At 66.2% G+C, this 25683-nt stretch carries 27 protein-coding genes, 1 tRNA gene and 2 pseudogenes; 22 read left to right on the top strand and 8 right to left on the bottom strand.

Features of this window, described 5'->3' with window-relative positions; translation table 11 throughout:
- The first annotated feature begins 6 nt into the window (after positions 1 to 6).
- The 3 genes from F5X71_RS34405 (at position 7) to F5X71_RS34415 (ending at position 2921) form a co-directional block, all read left to right on the top strand.
- Entirely contained in the window at positions 7 to 456 is a 450-nt protein-coding gene (locus tag F5X71_RS34405; protein WP_014988876.1) for a hypothetical protein, read from the top strand.
- 126 nt (positions 457 to 582) lie between these two features.
- Complete coding sequence (locus F5X71_RS34410) at positions 583 to 1494, top strand: helix-turn-helix domain-containing protein (RefSeq protein ID WP_167465727.1); 912 nt, start codon at positions 583 to 585, stop codon at positions 1492 to 1494.
- A 1040-nt stretch (positions 1495 to 2534) separates the two neighbouring features.
- Positions 2535 to 2921 (top strand): hypothetical protein, encoded by a 387-nt coding sequence (locus tag F5X71_RS34415; protein ID WP_167465728.1) that lies wholly within the window; start codon positions 2535 to 2537, stop codon positions 2919 to 2921.
- A gap of 6 nt (positions 2922 to 2927) precedes the next feature.
- On the opposite strand, the gene dcd is transcribed toward F5X71_RS34415, so the two are convergent.
- Positions 2928 to 3515, bottom strand: a complete 588-nt coding sequence (dcd, locus tag F5X71_RS34420; protein ID WP_167465729.1) for a dCTP deaminase — start codon at positions 3513 to 3515, stop codon at positions 2928 to 2930.
- A gap of 115 nt (positions 3516 to 3630) precedes the next feature.
- Here dcd and F5X71_RS34425 point away from each other — a divergent pair, with 115 nt between their 5' ends.
- Both F5X71_RS34425 and F5X71_RS34430 read left to right on the top strand, forming a co-directional pair.
- Positions 3631 to 4413, top strand: coding sequence for an SDR family NAD(P)-dependent oxidoreductase (locus tag F5X71_RS34425; RefSeq protein ID WP_428981515.1), 783 nt, complete (start codon positions 3631 to 3633; stop codon positions 4411 to 4413).
- A gap of 69 nt (positions 4414 to 4482) precedes the next feature.
- Complete coding sequence (locus F5X71_RS34430) at positions 4483 to 5268, top strand: phosphatase PAP2 family protein (protein WP_167465731.1); 786 nt, start codon at positions 4483 to 4485, stop codon at positions 5266 to 5268.
- Here F5X71_RS34430 and F5X71_RS34435 read toward each other — a convergent pair.
- Positions 5161 to 6144, bottom strand: a complete 984-nt coding sequence (locus tag F5X71_RS34435; RefSeq protein WP_238815618.1) for an MBL fold metallo-hydrolase — start codon at positions 6142 to 6144, stop codon at positions 5161 to 5163. The two genes, F5X71_RS34430 and F5X71_RS34435, sit on opposite strands and share 108 nt — an antisense overlap.
- A gap of 287 nt (positions 6145 to 6431) precedes the next feature.
- Between F5X71_RS34435 and F5X71_RS34440 the strand changes: the two genes are divergently transcribed.
- From F5X71_RS34440 to F5X71_RS34450, 3 genes are all read left to right on the top strand, one after another.
- The gene (locus F5X71_RS34440) at positions 6432 to 7613 is read left to right on the top strand and encodes a serine hydrolase domain-containing protein (RefSeq protein WP_203218241.1); all 1182 of its coding nucleotides are present in this window, start codon (positions 6432 to 6434) and stop codon (positions 7611 to 7613) included.
- An 87-nt stretch (positions 7614 to 7700) separates the two neighbouring features.
- Positions 7701 to 8186 carry a hypothetical protein gene (locus F5X71_RS34445; RefSeq protein ID WP_167465732.1) on the top strand — a complete coding sequence of 162 codons (486 nt, stop codon included), beginning with the start codon at positions 7701 to 7703 and terminating at the stop codon, positions 8184 to 8186.
- Between the two features lie 1011 nt (positions 8187 to 9197).
- A complete protein-coding gene (locus tag F5X71_RS34450; RefSeq protein ID WP_167465733.1) occupies positions 9198 to 9650 on the top strand; it encodes a hypothetical protein in 453 nt (150 codons plus the stop codon).
- Between the two features lie 31 nt (positions 9651 to 9681).
- Here the strand turns inward: F5X71_RS34450 and F5X71_RS34455 are convergent, their stop codons facing one another.
- Genes F5X71_RS34455 through F5X71_RS34465 form a run of 3 tightly spaced genes read right to left on the bottom strand, consistent with a single transcriptional unit; the run spans position 9682 to position 13357 of the window.
- Entirely contained in the window at positions 9682 to 10749 is a 1068-nt protein-coding gene (locus F5X71_RS34455; RefSeq protein ID WP_167465734.1) for a flavin-containing monooxygenase, read from the bottom strand.
- Positions 10746 to 11966: an MFS transporter gene (locus F5X71_RS34460; protein ID WP_167465735.1), complete on the bottom strand. Its 1221-nt coding sequence runs from the start codon at positions 11964 to 11966 to the stop codon at positions 10746 to 10748. Before F5X71_RS34460 ends, F5X71_RS34455 begins: the two co-directional genes overlap by 4 nt.
- 11 nt (positions 11967 to 11977) lie before the next feature.
- Complete coding sequence (locus F5X71_RS34465) at positions 11978 to 13357, bottom strand: NAD(P)-binding domain-containing protein (protein WP_167466965.1); 1380 nt, start codon at positions 13355 to 13357, stop codon at positions 11978 to 11980.
- A gap of 98 nt (positions 13358 to 13455) precedes the next feature.
- Between F5X71_RS34465 and F5X71_RS34470 the strand changes: the two genes are divergently transcribed.
- Positions 13456 to 14310: a helix-turn-helix domain-containing GNAT family N-acetyltransferase gene (locus tag F5X71_RS34470; RefSeq protein ID WP_167465736.1), complete on the top strand. Its 855-nt coding sequence runs from the start codon at positions 13456 to 13458 to the stop codon at positions 14308 to 14310.
- A gap of 14 nt (positions 14311 to 14324) precedes the next feature.
- On the opposite strand, the gene F5X71_RS34475 is transcribed toward F5X71_RS34470, so the two are convergent.
- Positions 14325 to 15710, bottom strand: coding sequence for a hypothetical protein (locus F5X71_RS34475; RefSeq protein ID WP_167465737.1), 1386 nt, complete (start codon positions 15708 to 15710; stop codon positions 14325 to 14327).
- Positions 15711 to 15829: 119 nt separating this feature from the next.
- On the opposite strand from F5X71_RS34475, the gene F5X71_RS34480 reads away from it, so the two are divergent.
- From F5X71_RS34480 to F5X71_RS34540, 13 genes and pseudogenes are all read left to right on the top strand, one after another.
- A complete protein-coding gene (locus F5X71_RS34480) occupies positions 15830 to 16201 on the top strand; it encodes an ArsR/SmtB family transcription factor (protein ID WP_167465738.1) in 372 nt (123 codons plus the stop codon).
- Positions 16198 to 17298, top strand: a complete 1101-nt coding sequence (gene arsB, locus F5X71_RS34485; protein WP_174817194.1) for an ACR3 family arsenite efflux transporter — start codon at positions 16198 to 16200, stop codon at positions 17296 to 17298. Before F5X71_RS34480 ends, arsB begins: the two co-directional genes overlap by 4 nt.
- The gene (locus tag F5X71_RS34490) at positions 17295 to 17723 is read left to right on the top strand and encodes a low molecular weight phosphatase family protein (protein ID WP_428981427.1); all 429 of its coding nucleotides are present in this window, start codon (positions 17295 to 17297) and stop codon (positions 17721 to 17723) included. Before arsB ends, F5X71_RS34490 begins: the two co-directional genes overlap by 4 nt.
- 15 nt (positions 17724 to 17738) lie before the next feature.
- Positions 17739 to 18410 carry an arsenate reductase ArsC gene (locus F5X71_RS34495; protein ID WP_167465739.1) on the top strand — a complete coding sequence of 224 codons (672 nt, stop codon included), beginning with the start codon at positions 17739 to 17741 and terminating at the stop codon, positions 18408 to 18410.
- Positions 18411 to 18431: 21 nt separating this feature from the next.
- Positions 18432 to 18710, top strand: a pseudogene (locus tag F5X71_RS34500) (arsenate reductase ArsC); the annotation flags it as partial.
- Positions 18711 to 19469: 759 nt separating this feature from the next.
- A pseudogene (locus F5X71_RS34505) lies at positions 19470 to 20730 on the top strand (IS3 family transposase).
- Between the two features lie 663 nt (positions 20731 to 21393).
- Positions 21394 to 21467: transfer RNA gene (locus tag F5X71_RS34510), tRNA-Gly, on the top strand.
- A gap of 191 nt (positions 21468 to 21658) precedes the next feature.
- On the top strand, positions 21659 to 22594 hold the full coding sequence (locus F5X71_RS34515; protein ID WP_167465740.1) for a hypothetical protein: 936 nt from the start codon (positions 21659 to 21661) through the stop codon (positions 22592 to 22594).
- A 55-nt stretch (positions 22595 to 22649) separates the two neighbouring features.
- Positions 22650 to 22967: a hypothetical protein gene (locus F5X71_RS34520; RefSeq protein ID WP_167465741.1), complete on the top strand. Its 318-nt coding sequence runs from the start codon at positions 22650 to 22652 to the stop codon at positions 22965 to 22967.
- Positions 22964 to 23506 carry a hypothetical protein gene (locus F5X71_RS34525; protein WP_167465742.1) on the top strand — a complete coding sequence of 181 codons (543 nt, stop codon included), beginning with the start codon at positions 22964 to 22966 and terminating at the stop codon, positions 23504 to 23506. Before F5X71_RS34520 ends, F5X71_RS34525 begins: the two co-directional genes overlap by 4 nt.
- Positions 23503 to 23793, top strand: coding sequence for a hypothetical protein (locus F5X71_RS34530; RefSeq protein ID WP_167465743.1), 291 nt, complete (start codon positions 23503 to 23505; stop codon positions 23791 to 23793). Before F5X71_RS34525 ends, F5X71_RS34530 begins: the two co-directional genes overlap by 4 nt.
- A gap of 12 nt (positions 23794 to 23805) precedes the next feature.
- Entirely contained in the window at positions 23806 to 24285 is a 480-nt protein-coding gene (locus F5X71_RS34535) for a hypothetical protein (protein ID WP_167465744.1), read from the top strand.
- On the top strand, positions 24285 to 24521 hold the full coding sequence (locus F5X71_RS34540; RefSeq protein WP_167465745.1) for a hypothetical protein: 237 nt from the start codon (positions 24285 to 24287) through the stop codon (positions 24519 to 24521). The genes F5X71_RS34535 and F5X71_RS34540 overlap by 1 nt, the downstream gene beginning before the upstream one ends.
- A gap of 71 nt (positions 24522 to 24592) precedes the next feature.
- On the opposite strand, the gene F5X71_RS34545 is transcribed toward F5X71_RS34540, so the two are convergent.
- Positions 24593 to 24799 carry a DUF397 domain-containing protein gene (locus F5X71_RS34545; protein WP_167465746.1) on the bottom strand — a complete coding sequence of 69 codons (207 nt, stop codon included), beginning with the start codon at positions 24797 to 24799 and terminating at the stop codon, positions 24593 to 24595.
- Positions 24796 to 25677 (bottom strand): helix-turn-helix domain-containing protein, encoded by an 882-nt coding sequence (locus tag F5X71_RS34550; protein WP_167465747.1) that lies wholly within the window; start codon positions 25675 to 25677, stop codon positions 24796 to 24798. Before F5X71_RS34550 ends, F5X71_RS34545 begins: the two co-directional genes overlap by 4 nt.
- Positions 25678 to 25683 lie beyond the last annotated feature (6 nt).

A 25683-nucleotide genomic window follows, 5' to 3' on the forward strand; every position in this document is an offset into this window, starting at 1 on the left:
TTCGCCGTGAATGTGGAGAAACTCAGGACTGTCGACGATTGGGTGGCGTTCTATCGGCACGAGTTCGGTCTACCGGTGACCGAACGCGGCGGCTTCGTCATGCTGCCGATCACCAACCGCGTCTGCGTCGTCCACTTGCCGACCGCTCGTGCCGAAAAGGTCCGGGCCGCACTGGAACAGCAGGGGACCAGGGGGCCCATGCTGGCCAGGCAGATCCGGTGGAGCTTCCTCGCCGAACCGGACAGCAGGCCGGGGGTGCAGGTATTGGACGTGCTCAATCGTCTCGATATCGGCATCCCCGCCATAGGTAGTGCCGTGATGTTGCCGACCGGCCTCGGACGGTGGACCCGGGAAGGGTGCTTCTGGGTATCCCCGCCGAGACGCGGCGACACGCTCCCACCGTTATCCGTCATCATCACGACGGCGCTTGCGGTGGGTGCGGGCGGCGGGGACTGATCACGCGCCGCGATCGGTTCCCGTTGCCGCCCGGCGCAAACCGGGTCGAGTCCGCCCCTTTCATGGCAGTCGGCGAGGCGGACTCGATCCGGTACTCACACCGGTGCGGATCGTCAGACTCGAAGCATGGGCGGTGATCGGCTCGGTGACCTGCGCGGGACCTACCAGGTGCGCGCACACCAGATCGTGACCGCGCCACCCACCGCGTTCGCGGGCCTCGCTGTGCTGCGCGGCTTCGGCTTCGATGTGTTCGAGCCGAACCCGGTGCGCCGCAGAAAGATTCCCGGCGGCACCGTGAAACTCGTGTTCGCGCTGGATGGGATCTTCGATGGCCGCAGCATCGACCCGACCGCGCTGGTCATCGGCCTGCACGACCGGGCGGGCACGGCCGGGCACGCCGGGCGGATGCGCAGCGTCCAGTTACAGCTCGATCCGCTGACCGCGCGCGGGCTGCTCGGCGTGCCGTTGGACGAACTGCGCAATCAGGCGGTCCCGCTCACCGAACTGTTCGGGCGACCGGTGCGCCAACTCACCGAGCGGCTCGCCGAAACCCCCACCTGGCCGGCACGATTCACCCTGCTGGGCGACTACCTGCGCCAACGCGCCTGCGACAACGAGCGCACCGCCGATCGGGCGATCGGGCACGCCGTGCGGGAACTACGACGGTCCGACGGCATCCGCCCGGTCACCGCGCTGGCGGCCGAAAGCGGCTGGAGCCAGCGACATTTCCGACGCCGCTTCGCCGCCGAGGTCGGACTGCCGCCCAAGGACTACGCCAGCCTGCTGCGCTTCTCCGCCGCCCTGACCGCCATGACCACCCACCCCTGGCACGACCCGAGCGCCCTCGCCGCCGAATTCGGCTACTACGACCAATCCCACCTGACCCGCGACTTCCACCGCTTCGCAGGCACCTCCCCCGGCCGCCTACTCAGCCGAAGCCCGATCCAGCACGTCAACGCTCCCGGATGCCGGAACGAGGCTAAGTCACAATGTGATCGGGCACTGCCGACGAACTTCGATGACTCGGCTGAGCCCTGAGCACCAATCACGCACTTCGGGGCTGATCGCCCCGAGCAGCCGAAGGGCATCGTTGTGACGGGCGACGATGTTGACGTAAACAGTGGCTCCATATGCGAAACGCGGTTGCGGAGTCCGTGGAGCCGCCCTGCACGGTCCGCCAGAATGAAGCCGTCAGGATCGTTCGTATTGTGCGGAAAGCCGTAGCGCAGGGCTTGGCTCCACAGAATGGAACGCGCACGAAAGTTCGCGTCACTGGCGTTCTGCGTCGGCAGCAATTTCGGCCACACACCGAAGGTAATTTGCGCGAGGATGTCGTCGTGGGTGACCGGTGCCCCCTTGCGAGGATGACCGGCTTCGCGACCGCCGTCCGCCCCGAAGGCGTGCTTGCCTGCCGTCCTGCGCGAGTCCCTGGTCAGCGAGTTCAGCGGGCGTGCGGGATCGAGCAGCCAGTCCTCGCTGTGCGTCGCGCCGGGCGAGCGTGGTGCGGTTGGACTGCGTTCCAGGTCCGAAGCGCATCGTTGATCGCGTTACGCAACGCGACCTCTGTGATGGCGAGAACCTGTTGAAAAGCCGCAGACAGGTGCAGATTCCACTTGTATAGCTCGAGCGCCTGGAAGGGATCATTTCCACAGCGCGCCGAGTACGTGGCCAGCCGGACCGGATGGAGGTATCTATCGACGGCGACGATGGTCGCGTGCTTTGGCACTCCTCCAACCCTCCGCTACAGTGATTGTCAGATACGAGGACAAGGTCCCTCGTAAACACATGGAGTTTCCCCCGCGGCAGCTAGGTCGTGGGGGTTCTTCGTTTTCCGGGGACACTAATCAGGTCGACCGCGGCCGGTGAAATCTTGCGCGGCGTGTGGCGTGCTGGAGTCGCATGCGTGTCGGGAGCCCGCCTCACTCGTTGTCCGTAACTCGCCATGAACCACTGCTATCGGGATAGCCGCTGGCAAGGCACCTACGCACAGCGCCGGTGCCGATGTCCTATTCGTCCAATACCGCGAGGTCGACCGAACGTAGCGTTGCTCGGACCTCGATTACGAAGGGACTCTGGGGATGTCCGCACCGCTCACCGTGCGTCTGGCCGCTCTCGGCATCGGCATACACGCCGTGAATCATCTGCTCGTCGTGGCGCTCGGCCCGTTCAGCTGGCATGTCGGCACCGTGTTCCATCTGATCAGCGCCCCGGTCTACGCCGCACTGCTACTACTGATCCTGCGGGGCCGTAACTGGGCCCGAATCACCATCACCGTCTTGCTCGGCTGCCAGTTCATCGGCCGATTCGTGGTGTGGATCCTGTTCCCCACCACCGGCGTCCACCTGGCACTACTCACCGGTTGGACCCTGTCCCTCGCCGTACTCGCCCTACTCTGGATCCCACCGGCAACCCGACACCACTTCCACCGCCACACCCCGCAACGAGACGCGACGCAACCGGCGTGAGCGGAGCTACCGCGAATCCGCCGCGGTCGGGAGGGGGAAGTTGAGGTAGGAGCGGGAGGGGGTGGGGCCGCGCTGGCCCTGGTACTTGGAGCCCGCGGTGGCGCTGCCGTAGGGGTTTTCGGCGGGGCTGGTCAGGCGGAGCAGGCAGAGCTGGCCGATCTTCATGCCGGGCCACAGGGTGATCGGCAGGTTGGCCACGTTGGAAAGTTCCAGGGTGATGTGTCCGCTGAAACCGGGGTCGATGAAGCCCGCGGTCGAATGGGTCAGCAGGCCGAGCCTGCCGAGACTCGACTTGCCCTCCAACCGTCCGGCGAGGTCGTCGGGCAGCGTGCACACCTCGAGTGTCGAGCCGAGCACGAACTCGCCGGGATGCAGCACGAAGGGTTCGCCCTCGGCCGGTTCGACCAGGCTGGTCAGCTCGTCCTGCTGCTGCGCCGGGTCGATATGGGTATAGCGGGTGTTGTTGAACACCCGGAACATCCCGTCCAGGCGCACGTCGATACTCGACGGCTGGATCAGCGTCTCCAGCAAGGGCTCGACGCCGAGACGCCCAGCGGCGATCTCCGCACGGATGTCACGATCGGAAAGCAGCACGGCAAGCAGCGTAGCGCCTGCTCGCCGCGTGTCTTCAGGCGCACATCGATGCGGCCGCGGCGATATCCTCCAGTCGTTCGTGGCGGCGCCGGGCAGCGAGCCCGTGAGCGAAGGGATGGTCCGGATGTCAGAGACCGCGCTGTTCGACCTGACCGGCCACGTGGCCGTGGTGACCGGAGGCAATTCCGGGATCGGTCTCGGCTTCGCCCGCGGACTCGCGCGCGCCGGCGCCGACGTGTGCATCGTCGGCCGCAACGCCGAGCGCAACGCCGAAGCCGCGCGGACATTGAACGCGCACGGCGGCCGGGTGCTCACCCTGTCCTGCGATGTCGGCGACGAGCAGCAGGTGATCGACACCATCGGCAAGGTCGTCGACGAGCTGGGCCGGATCGACTCGTGCTTCGCCAATGCCGGTGTGGCGCAGGGCGGGGCGCCGTTTCTGGAGACCGACCTGGCCGAGTTCCGACGGGTCACCTCGATCAATCTCGACGCCGCCTTCGTCACGCTGCGCGAGGCGGCCAAGGTGATGGTCGCGCAGGGCGACGGCGGCAGCCTGGTCGGCACCGCCAGCCTCGCCGCCAAGCAGGGTGTGCCGCGCGGCCAGTCCTACGCGGCGAGCAAGGCGGGTCTGATCGCCATCATGAACTCGATCGCGGTCGAGCTGGGCAAGTACGGCATCCGGACCAATTCGGTGCTCCCGGGCTGGGTCGAGACGCCCATGACGGACGGGATCTTCGCCTGGGATCGCTTCCGGGAGCGGGTGCAGCCCCGCATCCCGGCCAAACGCTGGGGTACGGCCACCGATTTCGAGGCGGTCGCGGTGTATCTGGCGAGCCCGGCCAGCGCGTACCACACCGGGGACACGCTGCTGATCGACGGCGGTTACAGCCTGTTCTGAGCGGGTACGATATGTCCGCTTTATCGATCCTCAGCGAATACACAGCGTGGCAATGAGACCCTGGGAAGGGTGACCCCGAATCCCACGCTCGCGCCGACTCGACGCCGGGTGCCCCCGCTCGCGGTGGTTGCCGGGTTGCTCGCCCTGTTCCTCGTCGGACTCACCGCCAACGTGCTCGATCGCGACGGACTCACCTCGATCGACCCGGATATCGCGAACTGGGCGGTCACGCACCGCAACGGCGTGCTGACCCCCATCGCGACAACGATCAGCAATCTCGGCGGCACCGTCGCGATGACCACGCTGGCCACGGTGGCCGTCGTCGCGTTCGCCTGGTTCGGGTATTGGCGCGCGGCCGGGCTGGTCATCGGCACCGGACTGCTGTCCTGGTTGCTGATCGACGGCGGCAAGCATCTGATCGCCCGGCCGCGGCCGCCGGTCGAGCTGCACATCGTCACCAAGACGACGTTCGCGTACCCGTCCGGGCACAGCCTCGGCTCGATGGCGGTCGTCGGCGTCGTCGCCGTGCTGCTGGTCCCGCGCGTGCGCCGCCGCGGCACCCGCTGGGCCGCAGGCGTCGCCGCCGCCGTTTTCGTTGCGGCGGTGGGCCTTTCCCGGATCTACCTCGGCGTGCACTGGACCACCGACGTGCTCGGTGGCTGGGCCACCGGAGCGCTACTGGTGATCACGACCTACAGCGGCTACCGCTATCTCGAGGCACGGGTGGCCGATGGCGCGAAACATCGCTCAGCCGTAGGGAATCCAGGTGGTGCGTCCGTCCCCGTCCCGGTGCACCCAACCGAACGGGACATCGGCGAAGTGGATGCCGAAAGCCAGATCACCGGTGGTGGCTAGCCGGTCCACCAGCATCCGGCGCCTGCGAATGGCTTCGGCGGGATCGAAATCGGAGGCACACGCCCACTCCGGATGGGTGACCTGCACCGGACTGTGCAAGGCGTCACCGATCATCACCAGGCGGCGCCCCATAGATTTGAGCGCGAACGCGGTATGTCCCGCGGTGTGCCCGGGGATCTCCTGAGCGCGCACACCGGGGAAGATCTCCGCCCCGTTGACGAACGGGCGCACCCGATCGGTGATGGCCGCGAGCATGCCCGGCGTGGTGATGCTGTCGCGGGCCCAAGCAGGCAGCGACGCAACCAATTCCGGCGGCAAGGCATGCCACCACGCCCATTCGGACTCGTTCACCAGATAGTCGGCGGCGCCGAACGGCGCGACACCTCCCGGGCCGGGATACAGCGTCCAACCGAAGTGGTCGGTGTGCAGGTGAGTGAACGCGACCGCTTCGATGCGACCGGTCACCCCGAGCCGAGCCAGGTTGCGCAGCAACGCACCACCGTGCGTCGCGCCCGTCATCGGATTGCCCGGCTCGTCCGGCGTGACGACCGGGCCGATGCCCGCGTCGATGAGCAGCGCGCGCCTGCGGTAGCGCACCAGCAGCGCACCGATCCCCGCGACCAGATGCCCGTTCTCGTCGAGGTGGTCGGCGTGGGTGACCCAGTCCCGGGCGGTGGCATCCGGCAGCCACCCGGTCGGCTTCAAGAAGACCGCGCCGTCCGGCACGTAGGTCAGTTCCATCCGGCCCAGCCGGATGGTGCGCAACCGCGGTGGCCGCCGCAGCCGCTCGCGCCCTGCGGCCAGGGCCGCACACCTGTCGGGCCTACCCGCCGCCCGCGCACTGCCCCGCATCGAATCGATCCGCGATGATGTCACGTCAATACTCCTCGGTAGAGATCTGACAGTAGCGCGCGAATACCGTTCGCGTAGCGCGGCTTTCGTCACTCCGGCCGCGAGCCGCCGACGGTCGGGCAGGCGAACGCGATGGCCGGAGAACCCGCACCACGATCGTGTCCAGCGACCGCGCCCGCGAACAGTCCCTCCAGACGTCGACCTGATGAACCCCCGTTGAACGGGCGCACTCCGGCCACACGGTTCAATACTGTTTGGCGCGGAAGGGTTTTCACCGGACCGGGCGGGACGTCGGAGCGCGAGGAGGAATTGTGGTGTCGGTCGAGGGGTTCGTCGAGCGTGGCTACGAGGACGTTCGAAGCGCATTCGAGAAGGCGCACGCGGCGGATGCGGGTGCCGCGCAGTTGTGCGTCCAGCGGCACGGCCGGGTCGTCGTAGACCTGTGGACGGGGCACGACCCGATCTCCGGAAAATCTTGGGACGCAGACTCACTGGTGGTGCTGATGTCGGCATCGAAAGGCGTGGCCGCCACCTGCGTGCACCTGCTGATCGAACGCGGGCAGCTCGACCTCGACGCACCCGTGCGGGACTACTGGCCGGAATTCGCCGCCAACGGCAAAGCCGAGGTCACCGTCGCCGACCTGCTCACCCACCGCGCCGGACTGTGCGGCTTCGACCCCGAATCCGGTATCCGCGCAGCGGAGTTCACCGACCGGTCCCGGTGCGTGGCCGCGCTCGAAACCATGGCGCCGCTGTGGCAGCCTGGCACCGCGTTCTACTACCACGCGATTACCTGGGGTTTCCTCGTCGGTGAACTGGTGCGACGGGTCACCGGCAAAAGCGTCGGCGACCTGCTCGCCACCGAAATCGCCGAACCGCTCGGACTGAGCCTGTGGATAGGTCTGCCGGAAGCCCAAGAGCCCCGGGTGGTTCCCCAATTCACCCGAACCCCTTCGCCCTCCGCCCCCGAGGTTGCCGCGGTGCTCGCGCGGATAGGCATCGACCGCGACGACCGCCTGGTGCGCAACCTGCTCGAAACCGTGGCGACCAGGGAAGCGGGCGTCGAACTGCTCAACACCCGAGCCGGGCGCGCGGCCGAGGTCCCCGCGGGCAACGCCATCGGCAACGCCCGCGCGCTGGCCCGCATGTATGCCGCCACCATCGGCACCGTGGACGGCATCCGACTGCTCGCCCCCGCCACCGTCGAACGCGCCTGCCGCCCCGGCACCGACCACCTCATTCACCCGTCCCCGCTCGACGCACTCCCCGTCACCCACCGCTTCGCCAACGGCTACGAACTCCCCCGCACCAGCAGCCCCATGCTCGGCGCCACCTCCTTCGGCCACGTCGGCACCGGCGGCCGAATCGGCTTCGCCCACCCCGCCTCCGGCACCGCCGTCGGCTACACCTGCACCGACATGACCGCCGAAGTTGCCGTCGGCCCCGACCCCCGCTGGACCTGGCTCAACCCCCTCCAAAAGGCGATCGCCTGAGCCGATCCCGCGGGACACCCCAGTACCCTCGACCCCGTGACACCGGAAGCCCGAGTTCTCGCGGAGGCGTTCGCGGACGACCCACTGATGAGCTTCTTCTGGCCGGATCCCGATCGTCGACGACGCGCACTACCGCTCTTCTGGCACTCCCGGGTGGAATCGCGGCGGCGCAAGGGGATCGTCGACGTCGCGTCGGACGACACCGGAATGGTGAGCGTCGTCCTGTGGGATCTGCCCGGCACCGCCACACCAATAGCCAAGCCGCTCAGTATGTTCCGCGCGCTAGGACGCGCGACACCACGCGTCTTGGCTGCGTCCCGACGAATCGACGGCCTCCGCCCGAAGCACCCGCACCTGTACCTGGCGTGCGGCGGTACACTCCCGCACGCCCGCGCGAAAGGCGTGACAGCACGGCTGGTGCGAGCCCGTATCGAAGCAAGCGCCGTCGACATCTTCACCATCGCCACGAACGACTTCAGCGCCACCCTCGCTGAACACGACGGCTTCCGCCCGACCGGAGAGTTGGCTGTCACCCCCGACACAGTGCTGCGAGGAATGCTGCTGTCCGTGTAGGCCTGCTCCCATCCCGCGAAGAAGTGGCAGACAGCGGGCCTGAGTCGCCTACTCGTGGGCGAGGTCGCGTACAGAGGCGTGTCGCCGGGGGTCGCTCACCGAGTACCAGGCCCGCGACCGCGTCGGCTTGGTCGAACTCCCGATGAACCCACACCTACCGTCAGACGGTGGGCACGAAGATCGGGCACCAGGACATCGAGACGGCCGCTGCACAGCTCGGCCACTGCGGCTACTGAACGCCACTACGTTGAGTCCGCCGTGGCAGGTCCGGACGCGCGGAAGTATCTGGACGACTTCGAGAGCGACGTCGACGAGTCCATCGCGGACGCCGAGGACCAATCAGCCAAAATAGCTCTCAGCTATGCGCCCAAGGATGCTGTCGTCTCACAGTAGATTCGGGCGCATTCTGATGAAATTCCGGAGTAAATCCGGAGCGCTCGGAGGGGTGAGACCAGCCCTCCGAGCCGGACATGGCGAGTGCCGAGGCCACATCGGGCACCGCCATGGCCCGCACCGGGGCGCGAGGAGCCGTAGCGATGACCGTGTTGACCGTCGGCGCGGCGGCACAAGCGGTCTTGGTAATGCGCATGACTTTCGCCTTTCTTGACCGGACGCAGCGTTGGATCCGTTCATGCGGACACACACGGACATCAAGCTGCCGCTGGAACCCCACTCCTCTGCCTGACGTCGAACTGGTCATGAGCTATCGAATGCGGGACGCAGTCGAAGCCGCGGGTGGCCGCCCCGACGACCTGCGCGTACAGCTCGGACAGGCGTGCATGCGATACCACTTGCGCCGATACGCGATCGCGCGCGGGTACCGCCCTCGGCGGCGGTTATCCGCGCCTTGGATCCGTTGGTAGTGGATCGCGTCGTCATCGCCCCGCCATTCGGTATTGGCGGACCGATGTCGCCTGATGGGTCCAAGGCCCCTTAATCACCTCGTCAGGCCGCCTGATAGTGCCGGGATCCGATTCCTGTACCGGCGCTGTGTCGGTGTCCACTGGTGTAATGCATGCCATGCATGATGAAGATTCCGAACCGCGGACGATGGCGTGGTTCAACAATCTGGATCTCGAAGATCGGGTGACGTTGCTGGCCGAGCCTGACGCGCCGCTGCCGCCGTCGCTGGTCGTCAAGATCGCCCGTGGCAGCGGGCCGGTCGTCACCTCGGCGTACTGGGTGGCGAACCCGCGGGATGAAAGTGAATGGCATCTCGCACCGTCAGTGGCGGTCGAACTGGCTCGCCGCCGAGATCATCTTCGCAACTGGTGGAACAAGCTGTCTGCCGAGAACCAGGTTCCGTTCGTGCAGCGCCGTAACGACCGCTTGCCCGACGCCTATCGGCTACTTGTGATGGACGGCTTCGGCGTGCTCAGCACGCCGAATGAGAAGGACTCGGTCGAGTTCACGCCCATTGCGCGGGTCTTCCTCGAATGGAAGGCCCGCGAACTGACCGATTAGGGACTGGTGGCGTCCAGCCGAAGGACTTCTCCTAAAGGCCAACAGCGGTCGGAGCTCCGTGGACGTGGGCGGCGAGGGCGGTGATGATGTGTTGTGCGTCGTGGTGGACTCCGCGCAGGGTGTTGGAGGAGAAGCTGCGTTGGAATTCCAGGCCGAGGTAGACCAGGCCGGGGTGGGTAGTCGAGATGCCCGTGGAGTGCAGTGGGTAGCCGTCGTGGAGTGCGCCGAGTGGTTCGAGGTAGGCGAGGTCGGGGCGGTAGCCGGTGGCGAAGATGATCGTGTCAACGGGTTCTCGGGTGCCGTTGGGCCAGGTGATGGTCTCGGTGTCGAGGCTGGTGAACACAGGACGGCGGTCGAGGTGGCCGGCGGTGAGGGCGTGTTGGTAAGTGCCGATGTCGAGCACGAGGGTGCCGCCGACGTAGCGGATGAGCCATTCGGGTGGCAGAAGGTCGAAGCCGGTGGTGACGAGCCAGTGATGGATGTCGCGGCCGTCGCGGTGCTGGGCCAGGAAGTTGATCGGGTGGTGGGTGGCGAGGGTGACGGTGGCGACCTCGGCGAGCTCGTGCGCGATCTGAACCGCGGAGTTTCCCGCGCCGACGACGATGATGCGTTGCCCGGCATAGGGTTTGGGGTTTCGGTAGTCGGCGGCATGGAGCAGGGTGCCGGTGTAAGTGTGTTGGCCGGGGAGTTCGGGCATGTGCGGGTTGCCGAACGAGCCTGTGGCAGCGACGATTCCGGCGGTATGCAGCGTTTCGCCGGTGCTGGTGTGGACGAGGAAGCCGGTGTCGGGGTGGGTTTCGACCCTGGTAACGGCCGTGTTGGTGCGGATGTCGACGTCGAGGGTTGCGGCGTAGTGGCGGAGGTAGGCGGTGACTTCGTCGCGGCGTGGGTAGTGGTCGGGTTCGGCGGGGAACTCCAGGCCGGGCAGGGCGCTGTGTTGGGCGGGTGAGAACAGGGTGAGGCTGTCGTAGTAGTGCGGCCAGGAGCCGACGGGTTCGGGACCAGCTTCGAGCACAACCGGGGCGAGCCCGTGGTCGAGGAGGGCGCGGGTGGCGGCGAGCCCGGATTGGCCTGCGCCGATGACGAGGGCGTCGATCATGAGCGGTGTTCCTTCGAAGGGGGCGTGGGGATGCTGGCCAGTGAGACCAGCGCTGCGGCGGCAGCGAGTGCGCCGAGGATGCGGAAGGCGTTCGCGTAGCCGCCGACCGCGGCGGCGAGGGCGGTGGCGGCGAAGGGTGCCATCGCGAGGCTGATGGTCAGCGGCGCGGACAGCAGTGCGGTGAGGTGGCCGTAGTGGGTGGTGCCCCAGCGGTCGGTGATGGCGGTGGCTTGCAGGAGTGTGAATACTCCGCGTGCCATCCCGGCGATGATCGCGACGGTGACCAAAGCTGCTGCGGTGGTGAAGATCCCCAGCAGCATGGTGGTGGCGGCGATGGCGAGCAGAATGGTCAGGGTGCGGGTGCGCAGGCTGGTGCGGGCGGCGAAGGCGGAGTAGCCCAGGCGGCTGGCGACTTGCCCGGCGCCGCCGAGGCCGAGCGCGACGGCGGCCAGGCCGACATCGAGTCCACGTTCGGTCAGCAGCGGGACCAGGGTGACGATCGCGGCGAAGGAGGCGAAGCCGGTGACGCTCAACGCGATCGCCAACGCCACGAACGCCGGACTGCGCGCCGTGCTGCCCGCCGGGGCATGGTGGGCATGGTCGGGTTCGACCTCCGGTGGTGGCCAGGCCAGCTTCAGCCCGAACCAATGTGCGGGCACTGTCACCACCGCTAGGACGGTGGCGAGCACGAGATAGGTTGTGTGCCAGTCCAGATGCGTCGACAGAGCGGCGGTCAGGGGTGCGAAGACGGTGGAGGCGAATCCGGCGGCGAGGGTGAGCACGGTGAGTGCGCGCACACGGTTGGGGCCGTGCCAGCGGGTCAGGGCGGCGAAGGCAGGTGGGTAGAGCACCGCGCCCATCGCGACCCCGGCCAGCAGCCAGCCAATGAAAAACCACACCAGCGTGGGGGCGGTCGCCACCACGATCAGCGCGAGCACGGCCAGCAGCGAACCGGCGCTCATCACGGCGCGTGGTCCGTGGCGGTCCAGCCAGCGCCCTACCGGGATCCCGACCAGCGCGGCGACGAGTTGCCCGGCCGAGAAGGCGGCGGTGAGGCTGGTGTCGGTCCAGCCGGTGGCGGTGTGGATGTGTCCGAGCAGGACCGGGAAGGCGTAGAACAGGATTCCCCAGCTGGTGATCTCGGTGACGCACAGGACCACCAGCACCCGCCGCAACCCCGCCGCAGCGGGTGCCGGTGACACCGAAACAGAGTGCATCACTACAGGGTTCAGCGCGCCGGTGCCGCTGTCAGACCCAAGTCCTGGATCGCGACCGGCGTGGACAACGCCAGCTCCTGCGGTTCAGACGGACTACCGCTACCACAGCAGCCGCCGGTCGCTTGCTCGCTGGTGGTGTCGAAAACGCCTGCGCCGCCGCAGACTCCGGTCTCGGGCAGTACCAGTTCGACGCGTTCGGCGGCGTCGTGGTCTCCGGCGAGCGCGGCGGCGATGGAGCGGACCTGTTCGTAGCCGGTCATCGCTAGGAACGTCGGTGCGCGCCCGTAGCTTTTCATCCCGGCCAAGAACACCCCCGGTTCAGGATGGGACAGCTCCTTCACTCCGTGTGGGTAGACGGTGCCGCAGGAGTGCACGTTCGGATCGATCAACGACGCCAACTCCACCGGGGCATGCAGGACCGGGTCCAGAGCGAGGCGGATCTCCGAGAGCCATGACAGGTCTGGGCGGAACCCGGTCAACGCCACCACCCGATCCACATTCTCGAGGCGCTGACCGGTATCGGAGACCAGCATCACCGCCTCGTTGTCGGCGGGTTCGATTGCAGCGGTACGGAACCCGGTCACCACGTGCAACAGACCGGCCTCGACCGCGGCCTTGGCCCGCAGTCCGAGCGCGCCACGTGCGGGCAGTTGGTCGGCGTCTCCGCCGCCGAAGGTGGAGCCGACCTCGCCGCGGCGCACCACCCAGCTCAACCACGTGCCCGGTTCCTGCTCGGCGAGCCCGGCCAGAGCGACGATCGCGGTCAGCGCCGAGTGGCCGCTACCCGCGATCACCGTGTGCTTCCCGGCATAACGGGCCCGGACCGTGGCGTCGTCGAGGTCGGGCACCCGGTACTCGATCACCTGTGCCGTGGATTCGCCGAGTGCTGGAAGTCCTTCCCCGCCGAGAGGATTCGGGGTGGTCCAGGTGCCCGAGGCGTCGATCACCGCACGTGCCAGGACGCGGTCTTGGCTGCCGTCGGCGCGGCGCAGGTGCACCGAGAGCGGTTCGGTGTCTCGCCCGGCGTCCACGAGCCGGTCCCGGCCACGTCGCGCCACCCCGGTCACCTCGACCCCGAACTCGACGACATCAGCGCCGAGGGCAGTGGCCAGCGGCGCGAGATAGCCCCGAACCCAATCCTGCCCGGTGGGATAGGCGTCCGCGTCAGGTGCAGTCCACCCGGTCGTGTCCAGGAGTCGGCGGGCAGCGGGGGCGATGAGTTCGCCCCAGCGGGAAAACAACCGCACGTGATTCCATTGCGCGATCGCCGCACCGGCGGAATTTCCGCGTTCGAACACCACCGGGCTCAGTCCGCGTTCACGCAGTTCAGCAGCGGCGGCCAGGCCGATGGGCCCGGCACCGACCACGACAACGGGCAAGTCGTTCTCCATCACAAGTCCTTTCATCGACACTCATCGATCAATGAACGGAACTGTATCGACGGATGTCGATGAATGCAACCATCGATGGACGTCGATATAGTGCGGGTATGACTTCGCTGGATATGCCGTTCGTGCGCGATTCGGCCGCCGACAGGGTCGATGCCCTGTCGGTATCGGACGCGAGCACCTACGCGGGCTGGTTCGCCTGCCTGGCTGACCCGACCCGGGTGCGGCTGCTGCACCAGGTCGCCACCCGCCCGGCCGGGATCACCGTCGGCGAGCTGGCCGAGCTGGTCGGCATCGGCCAGCCGACCGCCTCCCATCACGTGCGCAAGCTCGCCGAGGTCGGTTTCGTGCGCGTCCACAAGGACGGCACCTCCACCGTCGTGGTGGTGAACCCCGCCTGCTGCACCGGCCTACCCCACGCCGCCGACGCGGTGATGGGCGTGCTCACCCCGCTGCCGTGCTGCCCGGACAACCTGCCCGCCGACGTCACCGTGCGCGCGATGACCGAGCGCGACTGGGACGACGTGCGCCGCATCTACGCCGAAGGCATCGCCACCTTCGCCACCGAAGTCCCCGACCGTGAAACCCTTGACGCACAATGGCTTCCCGACCACCGCTGGGTCGCCGAGATCGACGGCACCCTCGCCGGATGGGCCGCTTTGAGCCCGGTATCGGCACGCGAATGCTATCGGGGCGTCGCCGAGAACTCTGTCTACGTCGCCGAAGGCATGCGTGGGCGTGGCGTCGGAAAAGCATTGCTGCACAAGCAAGTCATCGCCGCCGACGAAGCCGGACTGTGGACGTTGCAGACCTCGATCTTCCCCGAGAACCGCGCCAGCATCGCCCTGCACCACTCCGCGGGCTACCGCACCGTCGGCCTGCGCGACCGCATCGCCCAACGCGACGGAGTATGGCGCGACACCGTGCTCCTGGAACGCCGCAGCCCGGTCAACTGATCAGCCCCCGCGTTTCAATCGCCTGACTCGGTCGATCGAGGCGGAGGTATGTGCACGGTCGCGACGCACAGGTGCACCCGCCGGTCGCCGACGGTGTACTCGAATATCGGCCACTCGCTCGGTCCTGGTTCTTCACCGACGAAACCAGTCACCTCGCGTAATGCTGTCAGTCGCCGTTCGATCGGTGTCCGGCAGTCTTTCTGGTTCATCAGCAGTAGCAACACCGCAGCGGTGTCGTGGCTGTTGAGGTATCCGAACAGTTGAGGATCGACTGCCTCGCGTACGACTGCGTCTCCGTTGGCCCATTTCGTTTCGCAGATGAAGACTTTCGTCGGCCCCGTGCCTGCGGCGAGGGTGTCGGCGTGGATGAAGATGTCGGACTTGCCTTCTCGGCTGTAGACCTCGCGTTGGGCGCCAGGCAACGTCGCGTTGAGAGTCGCGGCGAGTAAGTCGCTGACACGATCTTCTTTCAACCCGTGATACGCCCCTGGATACCGTTCGATCGCATCGGCCCACACCCGGATCACCCGCTGGACATCATCGAAGGTGGCAGGATCCAGCCGCGCACGGGTAGCAAGACGGAATGTGTCGCCGGTGGGCGCCGGAGCCTCAGTCGATGATTTAGGTTCCTGCACGGCAGGCTGCACCGCAGCCAAGGCAGGTTCTCGTACGCGCCAGGCTTGCGGGAAACGCAACCCTGCGGTGACTGCGGTGCGGGTCTGCAACTCGACGCGGCGCGGGCCGATGAGAGCCTGGAATTCCTGTGGTGCAACGACATCGAAGAAGTCATTGGTCTGCGCCGCGATCCGTGCAACAAATTCTTGGGCCAGGGCCATGCGTTGGTCGAATGTCGACTGCAGATCTCGCTGGCCTGTCTCGACCTCGCGCTCCTCCTCTTGTGACAACTCTACGAAGGTGTAGAGCGCCCACTGCCAGGTGGATGGGACCGCGCAGACCAGCAGCCACATTTCCTGCGCGGTGGTCAGCCGATACCGAACCTCGTGGCTCGACAGACCCACCGACTCGGCCTCGGCAACTTCGGCAGCATCGACCGGTTCCAGCTCGCCATCTGCGGCGTCGGGCCAGCACTCGAGCAATGAATGGTCACCGTCGACCTGGATAGCGATGTAGTGGCGATGCACATTCACGGCGTTCTTCGAGTTCGGGACTGGGCGCCCGCGAGTATCGGGATCAACCCAAGCCCGCACACCTCCCAGTGACGGCATCGTCGGACGAAGCCCTTCCAGCTCAGCGGAGAACTCGCTTTCGAAACGCTCCAGCTCCTCGACGGTGTTGATCGCAAAGAAGCGCGTTCTCAGCCCGCTGCGGTCGATGATCTGATTCAACCGCGTCGATAATCGGTGATTCTGCTGGCATGCCGTGTTGAACACGTGAGGCATGGCTCGAGCGTATTCCAAGCAACCGACGGTCACGCCCACTTTGCCTGCGCATGATCGAACCGTAGCCGTTCACCCGATGTTCGCTTGCACTTGACTTCGATAACAGTCAATATCGATGCATGTCGAAGTCAAAGCTGGTGGTGACACCGGTCCAAGCGTGCTCGGCCGCGCCGATTGTGCGCGATCCCTTGACCGAGCAGACCGCGACCGAGCTGGCGAGTGTGTTCCGCGCGTTGTCGGATCCGGTGCGCCTGCGGTTGTTGAGCTCGATCGCTTCACGGGAAGGCCAGGAAGCGTGCGTGTGTGAGCTGTCGACGGGGATCGATCTGACCCAGCCGACGATCTCCCACCACCTCAAAGTGCTGCGCGAAGCCGGGCTGCTGATCAGCGAGCGGCGCGCCTCCTGGGTGTACTACAAGGTGGTTCCCGAAGCGCTGCAACGACTCTCGACTCTGTTGCTGACCGAAAGCGGCGCGGGAGTGAGCGCGTGAGCGTGGAAACGGCAACCGCGGAGCACAGTGTCGTCGGCAAGCTGTCGACGCTGGACCGGTTCCTGCCGGTGTGGATCGGTGTCGCGATGGCCGCCGGACTCCTGCTCGGTCGCGTCATTCCCGGCCTCGGGGACGCGGTGAGCGCTGTCGAGATCGACGGCATCTCGCTGCCGATCGCGATCGGGTTGCTGATCATGATGTATCCGGTGCTGGCCAAGGTCCGCTACGACCGCCTCGACACCGTCACCGGCGACCGCAAACTGTTGATCGGTTCGCTGTTGTTGAACTGGATCCTCGGCCCGGCGCTGATGTTCGCCCTGGCATGGCTGCTGCTACCGGATCTACCCGAGTACCGAACCGGGCTGATCATCGTCGGCCTAGCGCGCTGCATCGCGATGGTCATCATCTGGAACGACCTGGCCTGTGGCGACCGCGAAGCCGCCGCCGTGCTCGTCGCGTTGAACTCGGTGTTCCAGGTGCTCATGTTCGCCGTCCTGGGTTGGTTCTACCTCTCGGTGCTGCCCGGCTGGCTCGGCCTGGAACAAACCACCATCGACACCTCACCATGGCAGATCGCGAAATCGGTGCTGATCTTCCTCGGCATCCCGCTCCTGGCCGGATATCTCACCCGCCGCCTCGGCGAACGCGCCAAAGAACGCACCTGGTACGAGTCGACACTGCTGCCGCGTATCGGGCCGTGGGCGCTCTATGGGCTGCTGTTCACGATCGTGATTCTGTTTGCGCTGCAAGGCAAACAGATCACCTCCCAACCACTGGACGTGGTGCGTATCGCGATCCCGTTGCTGGCCTACTTCGCGATCATGTGGGGTGGTGGCTACCTGTTCGGCGCGCTCGTGGGCCTGGGTTATGAGCGCACCACCACGCTCGCGTTCACCGCCGCGGGCAACAACTTCGAACTCGCCATCGCCGTCGCCATCGCCACCTACGGCGCCACCTCCGGCCAAGCCCTCGCCGGAGTCGTCGGCCCCCTCATCGAAGTACCCGTGCTCGTCGGCCTAGTCTACGTCTCCCTCGCCCTGCGTAACCGCTTCCAACCCAACGCCGGACTCGGCAACGTGTCGGAGGCACAGCGGTGACTACCACACCCGCGGTGCTGTTCGTCTGCGTCCGCAACAGCGGCAAATCCCAGATGGCGGCCGGACTGATGCGTCACGCCGCCCACGGCCGCGTCGACGCATACTCCGCGGGCACCGCACCGGGCGAGAACCGCCTCAACGCCTTGTCGGTGCAGTCGCTGGCCGAGATCGGTATCGACATCAGCCTTGAAACTCCGAAGCCGATCGATCCGCACGTGCTGCGCGCGGTCGATGTGGTCGTCATCCTCGGCCGCGAAGCCCACCTCGACCCGGTGGATGGTGTCCGAGTCATCAACTGGGACACCGACGAACCCTCCGAACGCGGCATCGACGGCATCGAACGCATGCGCCTGGTCCGCGACGACATCAACACCCGCGTGCAGCACCTGCTCACCGAACTCACCGCATCAGCGAACACCCTCTGAACAACGGAACACGCCATGACCGAAAGTCCCCTCGCCCACGCCACCCACGTCCGCGACGACCTCACCATCGACCAGAAGCTCGCCCTCAAAACCGCCGCGACCCGACTGCAACGCGACTTCGACACCCTCTTCAGCGTCGAAACCATCGAACGATTCCTGCACTCCTCCTACGACCAATTCGCAGGCCGCGCAACAGTCATCAACTTCCTGCCACTACTGGCCGAACGCTTCGCCCGCCAACGCCTCAACGCCCTGGCCAAAGTCGAAGGCAAAGCCCACACCGGCAAACCCACCGTGCTGTTCCTGTGCACCCACAACGCCGGACGCTCCCAAATGGCACTCGGCTTCTTCACCCACCTCGCAGGCGATAAAGCCGTCGCCTGGTCCGGCGGCAGCGAACCCGGCGACGAAATCAACCCTGCCGCAGTCGAAGCCATGCGCGAGGTCGGTATCGACATCACCGGCGAGTTCCCCAAACCCTGGACCGAAGAGATCCTGCAAGCCGCCGACGTCATCATCACCATGGGCTGCGGCGACGCCTGCCCGCTCTACCCCGGCCGCCGCTACGAAGAGTGGGCCCTGGACGACCCCGCCGGCCAGGACGTCGCCGCGATCCGACCGATCCGCGAAGAAATCGAAACTCGCGTCCGGCATCTGCTCGCCGAACTCGATATCCCGACCGCCTGATTTCGAAAGGTGTTGTCTTCTATGGCTTCCAAGCCAACAGTTCTGTTCGTCTGCGTGCACAACGCCGGACGTTCCCAGATGGCCGCCGGATTCCTCGCTCACCTCGCCGGTGGCGCCATCGAGGTCCGCTCCGCGGGCAGTGCACCCGCAGACACCATCAACTCCGCCGCCGTCGAAGCCATGGCCGAACTCGGCATCGACATCTCCGACCAATCCCCGAAGATCCTCACCTACGACACCGTCGAAGCCTCCGACGTCGTGATCACCATGGGCTGTGGCGACACCTGCCCCGTTTTCCCGACAGTCCCGGCGGAAAGGCGGCCGGGGCGGAGTCGAGGAGAACAAGCCTCCAAGTACCAAGCCAGACAAGCCCCCCAGGCTCCCCGATGTCGAGGATCCGAAGAAGTTCGATCCGAACTCGCTATACGGGAAGAACTCCGACGATGTAGCCAAGGGGATCCCACCGGATTGGACATCGCGCCCAAGCAAGACTGGTGGTGGAACCGTGTACAACGACCCCAACAACAAGGGGAGGCAAATTCGGATAATGCCCGGATACACTCAGGGCAACAGGCCAGACCCGCTCACACATGGTCCTTACGCCGAAGTAAGCCAAAATGGCAGCACAACAAAGGTTCCGCTCGAAGGCAACCCAACCTTGGAGAAAAAGTGACGAACCGATCGGCTGCGGCCGAGTGGCTGATGACCGAAGCACACGAGCACCTCGCGACAGACTACCTCGGCGTCTATCAACTGCTGTGGCTGCTGCGAGGGTCCGACTTCGATCTCAGTGACGACGACGCGATCGACATATCTCGCAAGATCGCAGGCGAATTGATCGCGAGCGGGCAAGCAAAACTTGTCCTTTTACGATGGCCCACAGACGAATTGCTATCGGAACAATGCGACGAGCACGAATTGAACGACGACTCCGTCTTCGACATAGAGAACAGCAGCGGCGACAACTACCTCGCGCTGGCTCCCACAACACCGTGGTCCTGACTATGAATCGCCCCGGGTTTGGTGCTCACCTTCTTTCTTGGGAAGGATGGGCAGATCATGCCTGCCAAGTACGACGAAGCGATCAAGGCCAAGGCGATCCGGCTGGTCGCCGATCACCGCGACGATTACGACAGTGAGTGGGCCGCGATCTCGGCGGTCTCGGCCCGGCTGGGCATGACCGCGGAGACGCTGCGTAAATGGATTCGGCAGGCCGCGGTCGACACCGGCGAGGTCGAGGGTGTCTCGACCGAGGCCGCCCGGGCGATCCGGGAGCGGGATCGTAAGATCGCCGAGTTGGAGCAGACGATCGAAATCCTCAAGGCCGCAACGAGTTTCTTCGCGCGGGAGAGCGACCCGCGACACCGGTGATCTGCGCGTTCATCGCCGAGCATCGGGCTCGGTTCGGGGTCGCTCCGATCTGTCGTGCGCTGTCCGCGCACGGCTGCAAGATCGCCCCGAGAACCTTCCACGCCTGGGCGAAACGGGCACCGTCGAAACGGGCCCTGTGGGACACCACGGTCACCGAAATCCTGGCCGGCTACTACGAGCCCGACGAGCAGGGCAGGCGGGCACCGGAATCGCTGTACGGGGCCGAGAAGATGTGGGCGCACCTGCAACGTCAGAAGATCCCCGTCGCCCGCTGCACCGTCGAACGGCTCATGCGGGCCAACAAGGCGTGGTGCGGCGCAAGAAGATCCGCACGACCGAACCGGACCCGGCGGCCTCGCGCGCACCGGATCTTGTTGATCGCCACTTCCGGGTGCCGGCACCGAACCTGCTGCTGGTCGCCGATTTCACCTACGTGCGCCTGGTCACGGGCATGTTCGTGTACACGGCGTTCGTGATCGACGCCTACGCCGGGCGGATCCTGGGCTGGGAATGTTCGACCAGCAAGCAGGCCGCGTTCGTCAACTCCGCGATCCGCCAAGCCGCTGCGGTCCGTCGAAGACAGGGACACCCTTTGGTGGGCAACACGATTCATCATTCGGACGCCGGGTCGCAATACACCTCGGTGCGGCTCGGGGAGACGCTGCTGCTCTCGGGCATGGTTCCCTCGATCGGCTCGGTGGGTGACGCATACGATAATGCGTTGGCCGAGACCACAATTGGGCTTTACAAGACCGAAGCGATCCGTGACGACTCACCGTTCCGGCGTGGCCCGCTGCACCGGCTCGCCGATGTCGAACTGCTCACCGCCGACTGGGTGCGCTGGTTCAACGACTCCCGACTCATGCACCGACTCGGCCGCAAACCACCGGCCGACTACGAAGCCGACTACTATGCCAACCTGGCCCAGCAACCGGCTGGAGACAGATAAACCAGTGTGCATCAAAGCCGGGGGGATTCATAATGACTGTGGGGCCTCTTCCTTTCGGGAGGAGGCCCCTGCTCTTTCGTCTGCGAGTATGGTCCCTGTGGGCTCCCGTGTGAACGGGAGGTGCCGTTGCAGAGCCGAAGGGGACCACTCACGCTCTGGCGGTCTAAGTCCCGCCGCATCCCGGTACGCCTGGTCAACGGAGCCGGTTCATTCTCTATGCCAGGAGTGAACTGCGTGTCCGTTTTGTCGATGATGCTGGCAGCCCCAACTGTTGTGATGAGCCTTCGAGTGGCGCGAGATTGGATGTACCTCCGCGCCGCCGACAAGGCGTTGAAGAGTCATGGAGTCGATGGAGTAGAAGCAATGGCTGGATACGTACGTGCGCTGAAGACAGGGCGCAGCTGACGATCCCGTTGTAACTCCCGGGCCTAGCGGATGGAGCGTAGGCGTCCGCCACCCCACAGTCCATGCAGCGTTAGGCTCTCGCTACTGGGCCGGCCAACCTGTCGGCGGCCCAGTCGCGGAGTCCGAGGAGATCCTCAGCTGAAAATCCGGAGTAAATCCGGAGTTGGGTCTCTACCAGGCCCGTTCCAAAGCAACCGAGAAGGGAGTTGACCGAGGTAGTGGCTGGTCTGATAGGGTTACGGACGCGCTCACGCGCACGCCGATGTAGTTCAATGGTAGAACTTCTGCTTCCCAAGCAGACAGCGCGGGTTCGATTCCCGTCATCGGCTCCACGAAACACCCGCTCTGACCAGCGGGCTCGGCCTAGGTAGCGATGCGAGGCGCACGGGCACTCCCGTCAAACCTCCCGTCAATCACTCTCAGTTCGAAACGGTGCCCAAACCGCCTCGATACCAGGGTAATCGGTCCGAGATCGCCGCTCCGTTCATGCGACACCCACCCTCGTCGCACCACGGAGCCATCCATGATCAGACCAGATCCGCACACCGCCACGCCGATCACCGACCCCGCCAGGCAGCGCTGGGATCAGCTGCACCGCAACGCCGTCGGCGCGCTGACCGAAGCCGCGAGCTTCGCACCCGTCCCCGGCGAGCGAATCGACTTCGCCGAGTTCCTCGCCGCGGTCCTCACCGCCGTCGCCACCAACCTCGGCAGCGTTGACCGCCTGGTTGCCGGGCACGCCTGCTCGCCGGGGACCACGCACCTGCGCGCTCTCGCCCGCGGCGAGTCCGAGCTGCTCTCACCTCGCGCCGACGAGCTGGAATGGCTTGCCCCGCACCGCACCACGGCGCTGGTGGTGCCGCTCAACATCCCTGGCATCATCGAGGCCGCCTACGAGCGCGAGCGCTACGAGCCCACCCCCGAGCAGCGCCAGCTCCTGCTCCAGGATCGGGCCGAGAAGCTCGGGGTGAGCATCGAGGACCTGTTGCGCCGCGAGGACGGCGAGCCGATCGAGAACCGCTGGGTCCGGGTGATCGCCGAGTCCGACACCTTCGAGGCGCAGCGTGACGCGGCGTGGCAGCACTACGACCGAGAACCGGCCGCAGGCGAGACCGAGGACGAGCTGTGCGCCGCCCAGGACCGCGCCGAACGCGAGGTGTCGGCGCGCTGGGAACGCCGCTACCAGCGCTACGCCGCCGCGTTCGCCGCGCACGCCACGGTCGAAGCCCGGCGGCTGGGGCTGGCGGTGCCGGTCACCGTGGAGACGATGACCGTGCCCGAGCTCGCCCACATAGCAGCGCCGAACCCCGAGCGCCGCGACGGGGACGCCATCGTCTGCCACCTGTGGGAGTACGCCCGCGCAATCACACCAACAGCGCTGCTCACCGGCGACGAGACGCCTAATCTGGACCCGACCGTCGAACCGGCCGACGCACAGACATGGGGGAACTGCTCATGATCGAACACAGCGAGCACACGGCACCGGAGCACGCGCCCGACCAGGAAGCGAGGGGATGATGCACGAACACGCCAAGACAGGAAGCGGCGACATCCAGGACCGCATCACCGCCTGTGAGCAGGCGTTCGCCGCGGCCGTCCGCGAGGTGACCGCCCTCGAGGCCGATGTGCACGACGACGCGCTGCCGACCGATCAGCAGCGCTGGGCACAGACCCAGGCATACGGCGCACGGTGCGAGGTCGCGCGGCGAGCTCACCAGCTGGAGCTCGACCTCGCCGACGGGCTCGAGGGCGACGATCTCGGCGCGGACATCGTCGGCGGCTACCGCGCGCGGCTGCACCAGATCTCGCAGTTCGCACGGGACTACTCATGACGGCGGAGCCCGCCCTGGCAACCGGGGGTCTGCGGGTCACGGTGAGCGGCAAGACCTATGGCGCCTGCCTGGACCCGAGCGCGACGGACCTCTACCGGGATCATCCGGAGATACCGGTGCCCGAGTTGCGGCAGAAGGGGTTCGGGTACCAGGCCGATTTCGGCGAGCTCAGCGGTGACGCGTTGGTGTTCCTGCTCGCCCACATCCATGCCATCGCCGGGCTGTTCACCGGCGGCGGCGCCGACGAGGACACCCACCGCGAAGGCTTGGCGGCACAACGCGACTGGGAGCGCCTGGCCGCACAATGCGAGCCGGTCCAGCACGGCTACTACCTCGACGACTTCGGGCACGGCTGGCACCACGACGCCCGCGGCTGGATACGCGTTCGCATGCTGACCGGCAAACCCGACGATGAAGTCCGGCACTGGGTTCCGGACGGCTCGGACTATGCCCTGCCGTGGCTGAGCATCGCCGCGTACCTGCCGCTGGAATTCGTCGCCGCCGACCATCCCGACGAGACCTGGAGGAAGGTGTCGTGACCGATCAGCCCCGCCGCTCCGAGGACGCGATGATGCAAGAACACCAACCCCCGGCGGTGGTGAACATCGTCGATGTCTATCCCGACGCTGTGCAGCTACCGGCGGACCGAATCACCAAGGGCGCCTATCTCTTCGATGCCTTCGGTGACCGGCATGAGGTCACCGCCGTGCGCATCCTGAAACGAGGCAGTGTCAAGGTCACCCGCGCAGGTGGGGAGGTCGACGAGTTCTCCGCCAGAGAGTTGGTGACCTTCGTGCCGTGCCCTGGCAGCGCCGATGGCGCCTGAGCGCTGGGTTCGATGACCGAGCCGCCGAGGCCCGCAGTCTCCGCGCAGGAGCTGCGGGCCGACGCCCAGGCCCGCGGCTGGCCGGAGCTGGCCGGGCCGGACGCCGCCGTCGAGACGGCGCTGAGAAACAGGGCGGCCAAGATGGCGTGGCTGGAGGCGGTGGTCGCTCGCATCGCGCAGGCCGACGCCGCCGGGAACGCGAATATCCGCCCCAGCGCGGCGGCGGTCACGAAGCGGTTCCAGGAAGTGATCCTCAGCCAGACCCGTGCCGGAGAGTGGCTCGCGGCGCGTGAGCTGTCGCTCAACACGTTGTTCGCCTACTGGACGCCGCAGTGGGTGCTCGATGATCTGATCGGCGAGCACGGAGTGTATTCGATTCAGCCCGAACTGGAGTGGCCCGCTACCGATGGCACACCGAAACCGTCGGTAGGCAAGAGATTCGACGATCCACTCTTACCCGACAGCAGCACGCAGACAGGACAGGGGACCTGATGCCCGAGATCAGCAACGACGCTCTCGACACCGCGGCCGATACCGCGGGTGTCTACATCACCGCAGCCGACGCGAACGGCGTGACCGTGTCGACCGCAGGGCTCGACGAACTCATCGAATTCTCCGCCGAGCTCGCCGCCCGTGCCGGTCTATCTGTCCGCGAGATTGTCGACGGCGTGCGGGGGTCCGACGACTCCGGCGACTACGTCTTCCCCGCGATCACGATCGGAAACTAGCGGCCCGTACACTCCGACGTGGCGGCGGCCCCGCTCCGACGCACGATCGAAGCGGGGCCGCTGGCGTTCGGCTACGGTCGGTCGAACTCGCCGCTTTTCACGCCCGCAGTGAAGGAATCCCACTCTGCCGGGGTGAAGCGCAGCGTCGGTCCGGTGCGATTCTTGCTGTCACGGACGCCGATGTGCCCGTTGTCCAGGTCTCCGACTTCCACGCAGTCGGCTTTGTCGCCGCTGTAACTACTGGTGCGCCAGTTGATGCCGGACTCATCGGTAGTCACGCGGAAAACTCCTTCGCTACCTGCCGAAGCAGGCTCCTGCTTGTGCCCTCATCTAACGCGGCCTGCTGGACGACGTCGTGCACCTCATCGTACCGGCGCACATCATCGGTCTTTTCCAGGTACATACAGCCGATGAACGTCTCCAGGTAGACCACGGGCGGCCATACCGGCTCGCCTTTGGCATCCTTGCCGAACTCCATGATCGCGAACTGTCCGATCGGATCGCCGACCGGTGCGCCTGCGGAGAACGGGAGCACTCGAACGGTGACGTTGGCCAGCTTGCCGACCTCGGCCAGGTGGCCCAGTTGGGCTTTCATGACGTCTGGGCCACCGACGTTGCTCCGTAGTGCGGCTTCGTGCAGAACCACATCCAAGGTGACTGGTTGATGCTTTCTGGTGACGATGGTCTGTCGTTTCAGTCGAAGTTCGAGCCGTCGTGCGTGCGCGTCGTCGCTGGCGGATGGGTTCACGGCGCGGATGAGGGCGCGGGCGTAGTCGGCGGTCTGGAGCAGTCCTGGCACCAGCGACGGTTGATACATCGTCAGCCCTCGCGCGGCGGTCTCGAATCCGACGTACACATCGAAGTTGGCTGGAATGAGGTCCCCGTAGGCATGCCACCAGCTTTTCTCTGCCGCCTGATGTAGCAGGCCGACCATGGCGGAGGTGGTGTCGTCCGCCATTTCGAGTACTTCGCAGATCGCTTTGAGGTCACGCGCCTTCACGCGTGTGGCTTGGCCCTTCTCCAGCCGTTGCAGCACCGAGGTCGCTACCTCCGACGAGGCGGCCACCGACTCCTGGGTCAAGTTCAGTGCGTTTCGAGCATCTCGGAGATATTTGCCGAGCTGTCGTCTCGGTAGTGTCTGGCCGCTGTCGGACATGCTGCC

The organism is Nocardia brasiliensis (genome assembly GCF_011801125.1).
Taxonomy (GTDB): Bacteria; Actinomycetota; Actinomycetes; order Mycobacteriales; family Mycobacteriaceae; genus Nocardia; species Nocardia brasiliensis_C.